We start from the raw sequence: 14127 nt of genomic DNA, 5'->3' as shown, positions 1-14127 counted from the left end.
TACCTGTTTTATTGGCTGGTGCGCAGCAACGCAACTAGCCAATCCATTGCTTTGTATTAAGTATCGTGCATGTTGACATGATAATTTCTCTTTGGCAACTTTTTCATATGGGCCGCAAATCTGGCAGAGCGCCATGTGATAGGCGATAGCTTAAAAAGTAACTGTGCGGCAATTGCGTGGTGGGACATCACAGCGATGATGTAAGATTCGCATCTTGTCCGATTTTACATTTTACTGTTTAGCCATGAGTTCAATAATGATTCCCGACGTCGCGCTGGTCGACAATACCGAGCAACGCACGCCGCTGGTACTGGTGCTGGACTGTTCCGGCAGCATGGACGGTGAGCCCGTCGCGCTGCTCAATGAAGGCCTGGCCTTGCTGGAGCAGGAACTCAAGTCCGACCTGATCGCCGCCAAGCGCGTGCGCATGCTGGTCATCCAGTATGGCGCTTACGATGAAGCCGCGGTGGCCAGCAACTGGTGCGACGCCATGGATTTCACGGCGCCACGGCTGGAAGCGAACGGCACCACGCCGACCGGTGCAGCGGTGGAACTGGCGCTGGCCGAGATCGAGCAGGAAAAGCAGCGCTTCCGCCAGGCGGGCGTGGCGTACACGCGGCCCTGGCTGTTTTTGATGTCGGACGGCGAACCGACCGACCGCTGGCAGCAGGGCGCCGAGCAGGCGCGGGCTGCTGAGCAAGGCAACAAGGTGGCGATATTTCCGATTGCCGTGGGCGAACATGCCAATATCGAGACGCTGGGGCAGTTTTCCAGCCGTGGCGAGCGGGGCGTCAAGCAGCTGAAAGGCTTGCAGTTCCGCGAACTGTTCTTGTGGCTGAGCGCCAGCATGCAAGTGGTGTCGCAATCGCGCCCTGGTGCGCAGGCGCAACTGGCGTCGACGGACGGCTGGTCGGTGGTAAATACCTGATCCATGGTCGTATTGAAGAATCATTGGCGCGTGTTTGGCGCGTCCGTAAGGGGCAAATCGCATCTGGACAAGGGCGTGCCTTGCCAGGATGCCCATGCGCAAGTGGTGGTGGACGATATTTTGGTGGCCATCGTCTGCGATGGTGCCGGTTCAGCGCGGCATAGTGAGCAGGGCGCGCGGTTTGTGGCAACGCAAACTATGCTGGCGTTGGCTGAAAGGCTGCGTCTAGGCGCGTCCCTGCAGGATCTGCAGGCTGGCGCATTGACGGCTACTCTGGTGCAAATCCGCGCCGCGCTGGACGAACTCGCCAGCGCTGCTGGCGCTACCCTCGACGATTACGCCACCACCGTGGTGGGCGTGGTGATGGGGCCAGATGATGGCTTCTTTTTCCATCTTGGCGATGGCCTGGGCGTGGCGCAGCTGGCCGATGGCAATCAACTGATTTCACTCCCCGCCAACGGCGAATATGCCAACGAAACTTACTTTTTAAGTGGCGAACGCTGGTCTGAACAGCTACGTTTGTTACCGATAAGCCAGCCTGTGCGCGGTCTGGTGCTGATGTCCGATGGCTGCATGCCTTTTGCCATGAGCAAGAATAACGCCAGCCTGTATGCACCGTTCATGGATGCCGTGCAAGGCTATCTGCGCACGGTCGATAGTGTGTCGGTGGGCAATGAGGCGCTCAGCGCGACCCTGGCAGACCCGCGCACGCACCAGATCACCGGGGACGACAAGACCTTGTTGCTGGCCATGCGGACATGAGTCAAAAGCAGGGCGTGGCGCCGGGACTGAGTGCGGGCGGCAAGATATGGCTCGATAAGTCAGGCGGGCTGGTGCTGGGCAAGCTGATCAAGAGCGGCGGCGCGGGCAGCGTGTATCTGCTGCCGGGTGCGCCTGCGCAAGTGGCCAAGCTGTATCACCCGTATCTGGACCGGGTACGAAACCGGCGCAAGCTTGAAGCGATGCTGGAACTGTCGCCCGAATTGCCGGACCAGCTGGAAAACGGCCAGCGCTATGTGCAGATTGCCTGGCCGCAAGCGGCAGTGTTCGATGGCGAGGGCGGTTTTGCCGGCTTTGTCATGCCCTTGCTGGACATGGCGCAAACGGCCGAGCTGGAACATATCATGCAGGAGCGCCAGGCGCGCGCGGCCGGTTTGCCCACGGGGCTGGGCCCCAAGCTGACCCTGGCTGCCAACCTGGCGGCCGTGATCGACGCCTTGCATCAGCAGCAGCATTATGTGGTCGATCTGAAACCCGTCAACCTGCGCTTTTACCGCGATTCGCTATATATCGCCATGCTCGATTGCGACGGTTTCAGCATCCAGGGCCATGCCGAGCGTTTTCCGGCTGAGCAATTCACCGTCGATTACCTGGCGCCCGAGTTCCAGCGCAAGGGGATGCCGGCTGGCGCGGAACCGGCGCAAGACCGTTTTGCGCTAGCGGTGGTGATCTTTCAGCTGCTCAACTTCGGCATCCATCCGTATAGCGGCCGGCCAGCCAATCCCCAGGTGCCGACCGATATACCGGGGCGCATACGCGACGGTTATTACGCTTACGGCGTGCAGCGGCAAAAGCTGATGGCGCCGAACGCCACCAGCGGCCACGCCCTGATGCCGCCCGAGCTGCGGGCCATGTTCGACCGCGCCTTTGGCAATTCGCCCAAGGCGGTGCGACCATCGGCGGCCGACTGGGCGCTGCTGCTGCGGGCCTATGCGCAGCGCAGCGGCGGCAAGCTGACGGTCTGCAAGCGCAACCCGGAACACCAGCATTTCACCGGCCTGGGTTGCGCCGCCTGTGCGCGCGACAGGATCATCGCTGCTGCGGCGCAGGCGCAGGCGCAGGCGCAGAATCAGCAGCCCGCCGTGCGCCAGCATGCGCCGGGACAGACTCCTGCGCTCGTCGGCGCCAGTCCGGTCTCGGGCAAGCGCTGGACGATGGCCGTGGCGCTGGTCCTGGCATTGCTGTTTATCCTGATGGGCTTTTCCATCTGGTTATCATCCGAAGAGGAAAAAGAACAAGGGCAAAAAGTAGCCCAGGAGGCGGGCCGCGAACGGCTGCAGTGGCACACACCGAAGCCGGCCGGTTTTTTACAGTCCGACGCCAGCAAGTTGCTGCATACCTTGACGCAAGACATGAGCCGTGGCGACGACCCGGCCCTCACGCGTGACTTGCAGCTGCTGTATCGCACAGCCACGCACAATAACTCGGGCTATCAGGGCGACCGGGCGCGCCAGCAATTGCGCACCACCCTGATGGAAGGTTTGGGTGCGCTGCCCGGCTACCAGCCCGACCTGGCCAATACGTACCGGGACCAGTTGCAAGCCGATCCGCGCGACTATCTGGCCGCCGCTGCCTTGGGACGCATGCACCTGAGCCTGAACGAACCACAGGCGGCGCGCCAGTATTTCGAGCAAGCGGTCTGGGCCCGCCCCACCGATGGCGTGGCCTGGCTGGGCCTGGCAGCCACCGCACTGTTGCGTGGCGACAAAGACGACGCCATCCACCTGGTGGCGCTGGGTTATCTGACGGCGCAACGGTATGCCATACAGAACGCCATGCCGGCCGAAGATGGTGAGGCGCCCGATAACGGCGTCGAACGCACGCAGCGCCGCATGGATAGGGCAGGCAAGGTCTTGCGCATGGCCCAGTCCGGCGCGTATCCCAAACGCTGGGACCAGATTCTGGACCAGGGCGCGGTATTGTCGAAAAAGCTGCAAGCCTTGCCGCCGCTGCCAGACCAGGCCGCTAGCATCGTGTCCGGCTCCATGCAGACCTTGCACTATCAGGTAGCCGATCCTGCCAACGCGGAAGGCAGCAACCAGTTGACGCTGTCCATCGGCGCCAACGGCGCGCTGACCTCGGTGCAGGCCCGGCAAGCGTTGGAGACCATGCTCAATCAAGTCATATTGAATGGCGTAAAGACCTGGAAGTTGCAGCCAGCGGTGCAGCATGGGCGATTGCAGGACAGCAAGGTGGATATACTGCTGCGTTACCGCAATGGGCAGATCAGCTTTATGGCGGCGCCATCAGCGAGTTGATGGCGCCGCTGAGCGTTCAGGCCAGGCGCGGCAGAGCCTTGAGTACCAGCTCCTGCAGCGCTTTATCGTGCTGGTCGCAACGCGCGCGCAGCATGGCCAGTTCCAGGCTGGGCTTGTCTGAGAACAGGTCGGCCAATACCTGCTTATGCCAGTTGTCATCGAGCAGGGTAGTGCTGGATGCCTGCATTTTCTGGTTGATTTCCAGTTGCAGGCTGGTACGGCAGGCATAGGGATCAAGCGCCATGCCGAAATGCTGTTCCATGATCTTGCGCAGTTGCACAACCTGCGGATTACGCATTTTTTTGTCGATTAAGTAAGAGGCAATAAATCCTAACAGCAGTGCCGCCATGATGGGAACATTGGGTAGCAGTTCACCCGCTTGCGGATGGGTGCTGATCATCAGAAAGGCAAACGCCACGAATAACCATGGACGCAGATAGCCGAACAGGGTGGACAGGCCGTGTATGCGATTGAGTTCAAACGCGGCATTGTTTTTGCCAGCGATGTAATAGCTGCCCACGGGTAAGAGGGGCAGATACCACAAGTGCCTGAAGACGGTTTTGATTGCGGCATTGCCGACCCGGTCTACCGAGCCATATGTTCGTTTACCCCAGATGAAGAGCATGAATTTTCCGTTTGATGATGTGGCTGCCGTATTGCGACAGTTAAATTGAAATTGCCAATATGAAACTTTTCATATGTTGCCAGATGGGTATGCTTTTGGCAAATGAATAATTTTCCCTTGGTGCCGCAATGGTGTGCGTTAATGCCGCTACCGGCATGTAAGATTCGCAGCGTGTTTAATTTCGCTATTACATGAATATGAACCCAAGCAAGACCGTGCTGTTGGCAGCGCTACTGTGGCCCATCGTGGCGCATGCCGATATCGTGCAGCGCGTACAGTTCACCGCCATCGACCGCGAGCAAGACAGCGAGGGCGCCGATGTGCTGTTGCTGGCAGATGCGACCGCTTGCGGCGGCAAGCGGGTGCGTATGGACAGCCGTTCGGTCAGGCTGGACGATGGTCCTTACGAGACCCTGAAAGCCGAGCTGGACCGTAGCATTGCTGCAAAGACGCCCATGCTGCTGACATTGGCCAAGTGTCCTGCAGGCGAGACGGGAGAGGCGGCGGTTCCCATCGTGCGCAAGATCGTCGCTTGCATACCCGGCGCCTGCGCCGATGGCAAGGCGCGGCTGTATCTGCATGAACGTTTTTTTCCTGTCGAACAGGAGCGCGCGCCGTATGTGCTGATATTGCCACTGCCGAAAGGCAAGTTGCCTGGCACCTGGAAGGTAGAAATTGTCAGCGTGGGCCAGCAGCGCCCGCGTTTGTCGGGCCAGGTCGATGCGGCCGATTATGTCTCGGGCAAGCTGGTGGGCGGTTACGTTTCCTATTACCCGAATGGAAAAGTTGAAAAGCAGGTGGCCCAGGATGGCCAGGGCCGGCGAGATGGCATCAGCAGCGCATATTATTTGGACGGCATGCTGGAGTCGCGCGGCGATTGGCGCCATGGCTTGCCTGAAGGCAGGCATCAGCAATATCACGCCACCGGCAAGCTGCGCGAAGAAATCGTTTATGGCGATGGCAAGCGTATCGATGGTCCCGGCCAGTCATTTGATCAGAACGGCAAGCTGAGCACCAGTTATGTGCTGCGCGATGGCAAGCTGGAAGGGGAGCTGCTGACTTACTTCCCGGATGGAAAAGTGGCCAACCGCGCGCAAGTGAGCAAAGGCAAGTTCAATGGCTTGAGCACCGATTATGATGTCGACGGCGCCGTGCGGAGCACCATGACGCACAGCAATGATTTGCCGGTGGGTGAGGCGCTGGAGTTTTATCCCGATGGCAAGGTCAAGACCCGGCAGCACTATGCCGGCGATGGCGCGCTGCGCAGCATACGCCGCTACAGTCCGGCGGGCGTGCTGGTGCTGCAGCGCGCATGGGATGACAAAATGCGCGAGCAGGGCACGTCGCGTTCCTGGTATGCAAGTGGCAAACCTGAACATGTCATCGAGTATGTGAATGACAGGCGCGAAGGCTGGAGCCGCAGCTGGGGCGAGGATGGCCGCTTGGTCAGCGAGTGCCGCTATGTGGCTGGAGAGCCGCAGGGAGCTTGTGCAGCTGAGCCGCAGTCCGGGGAGTTATTGCAAAGCGAGCAGGCATGGCGCGCGCTGTAGGGCAGGCGCTGCTGGCGCAGGCAGAGATCGTGCAGCGCCAGGTGCTCACGGTGCACAGCAGCACGCGTCAGACACTCCGATCACGAAGTGACTGACGCGTGCTGCTTAGCGATGCGGCGGCGTCAGCACGCTGGCGATGGCTTTTGGCAAGGTTTCGGGATAATCGCGGCTGAAGTGCAAACCTCGGCTTTCGCGGCGCGACAGGGCGCTGTTGACGATCATGGAAGCCACGTCGACCAGGTTGCGCAATTCCAGTAAGTCATGGGTGATGCGGAAGTTGCGGTAGTACTCGTCGATTTCTTCTTTCAGCAAAGCAATGCGGTGCTGGGCCCGTTCGAGGCGTTTGGTGGTGCGCACGATGCCCACGTAATTCCACATGAAGCGGCGCAATTCGTCCCAGTTGTGGGAAATCACTACTTCTTCATCGGCGTCCGTGACGCGGCTCTCATCCCAATCCGGCAAATAAGGCGTGCCCAGCTTTTCCTTGCTTTCGATATCTTGCGCGCAGGCGCGGCCGATGACGATGCATTCCAGCAGGGAATTGCTGGCCAGGCGGTTGGCGCCATGCAGCCCCGTGCAGGCGGTTTCACCGACGGCGTACAAGCCCGGCAAGTCGGCGCGGCCCGCCAGGTCCGTCACCACGCCGCCGCAGGTGTAGTGGGCGGCGGGCACGATGGGGATCGGCTCTTTGGTGATGTCGATGCCCAGTTCCAGGCAGCGCGCATAGATCGTCGGAAAATGTTCGATCAGGAATTCGGCCGGCTTGTGGCTGATGTCCAGGTGCACATAATCGAGGCCGCGTTTCTTGATTTCAAAGTCGATGGCGCGCGCCACCACGTCGCGTGGCGCCAGTTCGGCCCGCTCGTCGTGGGCCAGCATGAAGCGCGTGCCGGCCGCCGCGCCCGCTTCAGGCGGCAGTTTCAGCAAGCCGCCTTCGCCACGGATCGCTTCCGTGATCAAAAAGGACTTGGCGTAGGGGTGGTACAAGCAGGTCGGGTGAAACTGGATGAATTCCATGTTCGACACGCGGCAGCCGGCGCGCCAGGCCATGGCGATGCCGTCGCCGCTGGCCGTGTCGGGATTGGTGGTGTACAGATAGACTTTACCGGCGCCGCCGGTGGCCAGCACGGTGTGCTCGGCGGCAAACGTCAGCACCTTGCCGGTTTGCTCATCTTGCACGTACAGGCCGTGGCAATGGGGCTGGGCGTTGCGCTGGACCGGTTTCATGCCCAGTTTGTCGGAGGTGATCAGGTCGATCGCGCAATGGTGTTCAAACAGGCTGATGTTCGGATGGGCGCGCACCTTTTCTTCCAGCGTCACTTGCACGGCATGGCCGGTAGCGTCTGCTGCATGGATGATGCGGCGCTGGCTGTGTCCGCCTTCGCGCGTCAGGTGGAAACCCAGCTCGGCGCTGGCATCGCGCGTAAAGGGCACGCCTTGCTCGATCAGCCATTCGATCGCTTCGCGGCCGTGCTCGACGATGTAGCGGGTGGCCGCCTCGTCGCACAGGCCGCCGCCGGCGATCAGGGTGTCTTGTATATGTTCCTGGTGGCTGTCGCCCGAGTCCAGCACGGCCGCGATGCCGCCTTGCGCCCAGTTGCTGGCGCCGTCGAGCAGCGCGCGTTTGGAAATGATCGCGACGGTGCGCGTTTCAGCTAAATGCAGTGCAACCGATAAACCCGCCAGGCCACTGCCGACAATCGCGACATCAAATTTCATGACATTGATCTTATTTGAGGGAAGCATACTATATTCCATTTCACATCATTCGGTAATGTGTTGCGCTAAATTCTGCCGGCGCGTGATAGCTGAGGCCGTGGCTTGTGGCGTGTCAATGCTTGTGCGGAACAGTTCGCCATGATGGTGAGACCAGTTCCCTGTCGCCATGTTTCCGGCCGAACGGTTCGAACTGTTCTTCCTGCAGGAGGCACACATGATCCGCATATTCAGCCATTACGTCTCAAAAACGGCGTTTATCTTGCTGTTGCTGGAAATACTGATCCTGTTGCTGTCCGCTACCTTGACCTCCTTGATCTGGCTGGTCGATACCAGCCGCATCGTGCATGCGGGCGACATCTACCTGTCCGCGCTGGCGTTTGCGCTGGTGATGGTGTTCAGCATGAGTACCCTGGGCATGTACCAGCACCGCTCGCGCGAAGATATCCGCAATACCTTGCTGCGCATCATGCCTTCGTTTGCGCTGGGCTTTGCCTTGCTGAGCTTGCTGATCCGCGTGATACCTTCCCTGCATTTCGGGCGCGCCAGCCTGGCCATCTTCGCGCTGGGCGCCATCGGCGTGCTGCTGGCGCGGCTGGCCGTATTCAAGTCGTCGGAATCGACCCTGATGGAAGGGCGGCTGATTTTGGTGGGCGATGGCGCCCTGGCCCGCGAATGCATGGATTTGGCGGCCAGCAAGATCGGTTTCCACCAGTTCACGGTGGTGGGCTGCATCCACGTGCCTGGCGAGCCTTGCTGCGTGCCGGCTTCGGCGCTGCTGCCGGCCGAACCGTCCTTGCTGGCCATGGCGCAGCGCTATGATGCGCAGGAAATCGTGGTCTCTGTCAGCGACAGGCGCAATGGCGCGTTTCCCGTCAAGCAATTGCTCGAATGCGCGCTGGGCGGCGTGCGCGTGATCGATGCCGCTACCTTCTTCGAGCGCGAGTCGTGCCAGATCCGCATCGATTCCCTGCAGCCCAGCTATCTGATTTACGGCGGCGGCTTTGACCAGAGTTTCGTGCGGGCCGCTTCCAAGCGCTTGTTCGACCTGGCCGCCAGCGCCGCCATCTTTGTGGCCGCGCTGCCGGTGATGCTGGCCACCATGCTGTGCATCCGCCTGGAAGATGGCGGGCCCGTGTTTTATCAGCAAGAGCGGGTAGGGCGCGACGGCCTGCCTTTCAATGTGCTGAAGTTCCGCAGCATGCGCTGCGACGCCGAGGGCGATGGCAAGCCCACCTGGGCGAGCGCCAACGATAGCCGCGTCACGCGCGTGGGCCACTGGATACGCAAGCTGCGCATCGACGAGCTGCCGCAGATGCTCAATGTGTTTCGCGGCGAGATGAGTTTCGTGGGGCCGCGCCCAGAGCGCGCTTATTTTGTCGAGCAGCTCAAGCTGCAGATACCTTATTACAATATTCGCCACAGCATCAAGCCGGGTATCACCGGCCTGGCCCAGGTGCGTTATCACTATGCCGCATCGGTCGACGATGCCGTGAGGAAGCTGCAATACGATCTGTATTATGTGAAAAACAATAGCCTGTTCCTGGACTTGCTGATCTTGCTCGATACGGTGCAGGTGGTGCTGTTCGGCAAGGGAAGCAGGTGAGGACAGGCCCCGACTTGCTGGCGAGCACAGACGCGGCGGCGCTCAGCCACGGCCTGGCGTCGCTGGCCTTCTTCGCGCTGGCCTTGTTATTGATCAGCAACTGGCGCGCGCGCCAGAATGCCCGCGCCTTGCTGGCCGCCTGCCTGGCGACGGGCGTCTGGGCTACGGCCAGCGTGATCCTGGTGCTGCTGGGGCAGCGCACAGCGTTTTTCGGCACGCTGCTGGAAACCGTGCGCACGGGCGCCTGGCTGCTGTTCCTGCTGTTGCTGATAGAGCCTGCGCGTTCCCGTTTGCAAGTGGCGATGGCGGTTTTCGTGGCCATTGCCAGTCTGCAATGGCTGTGCGCCCTGGCCGATCCGCTGTCGCCGCTGGCCATGCCGGCGCGCACCACGGCCATCGTCTGCCGGCTGCTGCTGGCGCTGCTCGGCATGTTGCTGGTGGAACAATGGTATCGCAACACGCCAGCGCCGCAGCGCTGGGGCATCAAGTTTGCGTGCCTGGGCGTGGGCGGCTTGTTTGCCTACGATTTTTACCTGTATAGCGACGCCTTGCTGTTTCGTGCCATCAATGACGACATCTGGGCCGCGCGCGGCGTCGTCAATGCCCTGTGCGCGCCGCTGCTGGCTGTCTCGGCTGCGCGCAATCCGGGCTGGGCGCCGGGTTTGTCGGTCTCGCGGCAGATGCTGTTCCGCTCGGCGGCCTTGCTGGGCTCGGCCATTTATTTGCTGGCGATGGCGGCCAGCGCTTATTACTTGCGTTATGTCAGCGGCACCTGGGGCGCGCTGATGCAGATGGCTTATCTGGGCGGCGCCGGCCTGCTGCTGGCTGGCGTGCTGTTTTCGGGCGCGCTGCGGGCCAAGCTCAAGGTATTCATCAATAAACATTTTTATAAGGCGATCTTTGATTACCGCGAGGAATGGCTGCGCTTTACGCGCGCCTTGTCCGAAGATGGGCCGGCGCTGGGCGAACGCAGCATACAGGCCGTGGCGCAGCTGGTGGAAAGCCCGGCTGGCGCGCTGTGGATAGTGCGCGAGCCTGGTCAGTTGATACCTGCCGCCAGCTGGAACTGGCCGCCGCAAGCGTGGAGCGAGCCAGTTTCCGGGCCGCTGTGCCGCTTTCTGGAAGCGCGTCACTGGGTGATCGATGCGCCCGATTGTGCACGCCATCCTGAGGTGTATGACGGTTTGCAACTGCCCCTGGCGCTGCAGCATGTCTGGCTGCTGGTGCCCTTGATGCTGCATGGCAAGCTGTTTGGCGTGGTGGCGCTGGCCCGGCCCCGCACGCGCATCGGCTTGAACTGGGAAATTCGCGATGTGCTGAAAATCGCCGGCAGCCAGGCGGCCAGCTACCTGGCTTACCGCGAATCGCTCGATACCCTCAGTGTGTCGCGCCAGTTCGAGTCCTTCAACCGCATGTCGACCTTTATCGTGCATGACTTGAAAAACCTGGTGTTTCAGCTATCCCTGCTGCTCAGCAATGCCGAAAAGCATCGCGACAATCCCGAATTCCAGCAAGACATGCTGGTCACGCTCGACCATTCCGTGCAAAAGATGAAAACCCTGCTGCAAAAGCTGGCGCGTGGCGAAACCCTGGACGCGCCGGCCTCAACGCCTTTGCAGCTCGACGCCTTGCTGCGCCAGGCGGTGGCGGCCAAGGCCAGTCTCGCGCCCGTGCCGCGCCTGGAAATCATCGATGCTCAATTGACGGTGCTGGCCAACCGGGCGCGGCTGGAACGGGTGCTCGGTCACTTGATACAGAATGCCATCGAGGCCACGGCCAGCGATGGCAAGGTGGCCGTGCGGCTGCGGCAGGAAAGCGGCACGGCCGTCGTGGAACTGGCCGATACGGGCCTGGGCATGAACGAGCAATTCATCCGCGAACGCCTGTTCAAGCCCTTCGATACCACCAAGACGGCGGGCATGGGCATCGGCGTGTTTGAAAGCCGGGTATATATCGAGGAAGTGGGCGGCCGGCTGGAAGTGTCCAGCGTGCCGGCCGTGGGCACGACCTTTCGCGTGATTTTGCCGCTGCACGCGGCGTAACAGTCGGGGAATAGCATGGGCAAGCAAAAACTGCTGGTGATTGAAGACGATCCCGGCCTGCAAAAGCAATTGCGCTGGAGCCTGGCGGCCTACGAGGTGCTGGTGGCGTCCGAGCGCGAAGCGGCGCTGGCCCAGGTGCGGCGCCACCAGCCGGCCGTGGTGACGATGGACCTGGGCTTGCCGCCCGACCCCGACGGCGCGACAGAGGGGCTGGCCACCTTGCAGCAGATCCTGGCGCTGGCGCCCGACACCAAGGTGATCATCCTGTCGGGCAACCAGGAACGGGCCCACGCCTTGCGGGCCATCGCCCTGGGCGCTTATGACTTTCACCAGAAACCGTTCGACGCCGACATGCTGGGCCTGGTCATCGCGCGCGCTTTCTATTTGCATGCGATGCAGCAGGAAAACCGGCGCATGCAACAAACCCAGGCCGATTCACCGCTGGCCGGCATCGTCAGCCGCGATCCCGGCATGCTGAAACTGTGCCGCAGCGTGGAAAAAGTGGCGCCCTCGTCGGCCAGCGTGATGCTGCTAGGCGATTCGGGCAGCGGCAAGGAGCTGATCGCGCGCGGCCTGCATGTGCTCAGCAGCCGCAGCGCCCAGCGCTTTGTCGCCATCAATTGCGCGGCGATTCCTGAAAACCTGCTGGAAAGCGAGCTGTTCGGCTATGAACGGGGCGCTTTTACGGGCGCGGCGCGGCAAACCCTGGGCAAGATCGAACTGGCGCACGGCGGCACTTTTTTTCTCGACGAGATCGGCGACATGCCGCTGGTCCTGCAAGCCAAGCTGCTGCGCTTTTTGCAGGAGCGGGTGATCGAGCGCGTGGGCGGGCGTGGCGAAATCGCCGTCGACGTGCGCATCGTGTGCGCCACGCACCAGGATTTGAAGGCCTTGGCCGAGCAGGGGCGTTTTCGTGAAGACTTGTATTACCGGCTCAGTGAAATCGTGCTGCGCATACCGCCGCTGCGCGAACGGGCCGGTGACGCGGCCTTGCTGGCCCACCATTTCAAGAACAAGTTTTGCGCGGCAGAAGGGCGGCCCTCGCTGCATTTCAGTGCCGAAGCCTTGCAAGGCATCGAAAGCTATGGCTGGCCCGGCAATGTGCGCGAAGTGGAAAACTGCATCAAACGCGCCGTCATCATGTGCGATGGCCCGCAAATTGCCGCCGACGACCTGGGCTTGCCGGACAATCCGCACGCGCCGCCGCTGGAAGACAGCATCAATCTGCGCCAGGCGCGCGAGGCGGCCGAATACAAGGTCATGGTGCGCGCCCTGGCCCGCGCCGACGGCAATATCGTCAAGGCGGCCGAGCTGCTGGGCGTGAGCCGGCCCACCCTGTACGACCTGATGAATCACCACGGCGTGAAGTAGATCACATGGTCTTTCGATAATGGCATGAATATCAAGATTGTGTACGACGCCGCACATACGCGAAAACGGCGGCGGGCCATGCTGGCGACTCACCAACCACGTTCCTGGGGAGTAATCTATGCAAGCTACACAACTATCCGCGACGGACCTGAACCACGCGGGCGTTTCCTGGGGCGCTGTACTTGCGGGCGCCGCCGCTGCTGCCGCTTTGTCCTTCATCCTGCTGATACTGGGCGTGGGCCTGGGCCTGTCGTCCATGTCGCCATGGTCCTTCAACGCCACGGCCATCGGCGTGTCGACCATCGTCTGGCTGGCCTTCATGCAACTGGCCGCTTCCGGCATCGGCGGCTATATGGCCGGCCGCTTGCGCACCAAATGGACCTATGTGCATGCCGATGAAGTGCATTTCCGCGACACGGCGCATGGCTTGCTGGCCTGGGCCGTCGCTACCTTGATTACCGTGGCCGTGCTGGCTGGCGGCACGCGGGCCGTGCTGAGCGGCGCCATCGAAGCAGGCAGCGGCGTGGCGCAAGCAGTGGCGCCGGCCGGCGCAGTGGCGGCCTCGAAAGCAGGCGAGGGCAGTGCCAGCAATACTGGCAACCCGCTCGATTATTTTTCTGACATCTTGCTGCGCGCAGCCCCCACCACCGATGCCAGTGCAACTAGCGGCGCAAATACGGCTGACCAGCGCGGCGAAGTCGGCAAGATTTTCGCCACCAGTCTCAGCACGGGCAGCCTGGCGCCTGACGACCGCGCCTATCTGGGCCAGCTGGTGGCCAAACGCACAGGCTTGAGCCAGGCCGATGCCGAAGCGCGCGTCGACGCCGTCTACAACCGCGCCGCGAAGGCCGCTGCCGACGCCAAGGAGAAAGCGCAGCAAGCGGCCGACACAGCCCGCAAGGCGGGCGCCCACACGGCCCTGTGGATGTTCGTGGCCCTGTTGCTGGGCGCTTTTGTGGCCAGCCTGGCGGCAACCTGGGGCGGACGCCAGCGCGACCATGAACGCGTATTGCGCCAAGTCACGGTTTAGGCCCTGTCACGCTCATCTGATCATCTAATTAAATAGGAGATAACCATGCGTTCGATTCTTTTACTGCTGCTCGGTATTCCGCTGCCCATCGTGATCCTGATCGCCTTGTTTGTCCGTTAATATTGAATAAATAAGCAAATAAAAACGGCGCCCATCGCACAGTGGGCGCCGTTTGTGTTGATACAGACAGGTGTGTAAGATGTACGCACTTTGTTGATGAT

At 61.4% G+C, this 14127-nt stretch carries 10 protein-coding genes; 8 read left to right on the top strand and 2 right to left on the bottom strand.

What is annotated here, in order from left to right:
* The first annotated feature begins 256 nt into the window (after window positions 1-256).
* From HDE72_RS05125 to HDE72_RS05115, 3 genes are read left to right on the top strand one after another with little or no spacing between them, the layout of a single operon-like run.
* Window positions 257-928, top strand: coding sequence for a vWA domain-containing protein (locus tag HDE72_RS05125; protein ID WP_221291159.1), 672 nt, complete (start codon window positions 257-259; stop codon window positions 926-928).
* 3 nt (window positions 929-931) lie between these two features.
* Window positions 932-1690, top strand: a complete 759-nt coding sequence (locus HDE72_RS05120) for a PP2C family serine/threonine-protein phosphatase (protein WP_183737630.1) — start codon at window positions 932-934, stop codon at window positions 1688-1690.
* Window positions 1687-3966 carry a hypothetical protein gene (locus HDE72_RS05115; RefSeq protein ID WP_183737629.1) on the top strand — a complete coding sequence of 760 codons (2280 nt, stop codon included), beginning with the start codon at window positions 1687-1689 and terminating at the stop codon, window positions 3964-3966. Before HDE72_RS05120 ends, HDE72_RS05115 begins: the two co-directional genes overlap by 4 nt.
* Before the next feature lie 16 nt (window positions 3967-3982).
* On the opposite strand, the gene HDE72_RS05110 is transcribed toward HDE72_RS05115, so the two are convergent.
* Complete coding sequence (locus HDE72_RS05110) at window positions 3983-4591, bottom strand: hypothetical protein (protein ID WP_183737628.1); 609 nt, start codon at window positions 4589-4591, stop codon at window positions 3983-3985.
* Window positions 4592-4782: 191 nt separating this feature from the next.
* On the opposite strand from HDE72_RS05110, the gene HDE72_RS05105 reads away from it, so the two are divergent.
* A complete protein-coding gene (locus HDE72_RS05105; protein WP_183737627.1) occupies window positions 4783-6141 on the top strand; it encodes a toxin-antitoxin system YwqK family antitoxin in 1359 nt (452 codons plus the stop codon).
* Between the two features lie 105 nt (window positions 6142-6246).
* Here HDE72_RS05105 and nadB read toward each other — a convergent pair whose 3' ends face one another.
* Complete coding sequence (gene nadB / locus HDE72_RS05100; RefSeq protein ID WP_183737626.1) at window positions 6247-7860, bottom strand: L-aspartate oxidase; 1614 nt, start codon at window positions 7858-7860, stop codon at window positions 6247-6249.
* Window positions 7861-8074: 214 nt separating this feature from the next.
* On the opposite strand from nadB, the gene HDE72_RS05095 reads away from it, so the two are divergent.
* The 4 genes from HDE72_RS05095 to HDE72_RS05080 all read left to right on the top strand — a co-directional run bounded on the left by HDE72_RS05095 (window position 8075) and on the right by HDE72_RS05080 (window position 13906).
* On the top strand, window positions 8075-9463 hold the full coding sequence (locus tag HDE72_RS05095; RefSeq protein ID WP_183737625.1) for a TIGR03013 family XrtA/PEP-CTERM system glycosyltransferase: 1389 nt from the start codon (window positions 8075-8077) through the stop codon (window positions 9461-9463).
* Complete coding sequence (gene prsK / locus HDE72_RS05090) at window positions 9460-11505, top strand: XrtA/PEP-CTERM system histidine kinase PrsK (RefSeq protein ID WP_311735185.1); 2046 nt, start codon at window positions 9460-9462, stop codon at window positions 11503-11505. Before HDE72_RS05095 ends, prsK begins: the two co-directional genes overlap by 4 nt.
* A 15-nt stretch (window positions 11506-11520) precedes the next feature.
* Window positions 11521-12876: a PEP-CTERM-box response regulator transcription factor gene (prsR, locus tag HDE72_RS05085; RefSeq protein WP_183737624.1), complete on the top strand. Its 1356-nt coding sequence runs from the start codon at window positions 11521-11523 to the stop codon at window positions 12874-12876.
* 118 nt (window positions 12877-12994) lie between these two features.
* A complete protein-coding gene (locus tag HDE72_RS05080; RefSeq protein WP_183737623.1) occupies window positions 12995-13906 on the top strand; it encodes a hypothetical protein in 912 nt (303 codons plus the stop codon).
* Window positions 13907-14127 lie beyond the last annotated feature (221 nt).

Source organism: Janthinobacterium saanense, assembly GCF_014200675.1.
Taxonomy (GTDB): domain Bacteria; phylum Pseudomonadota; class Gammaproteobacteria; order Burkholderiales; family Burkholderiaceae_D; genus Janthinobacterium.
This window is presented reverse-complemented; position numbering and strand designations above follow the sequence as displayed.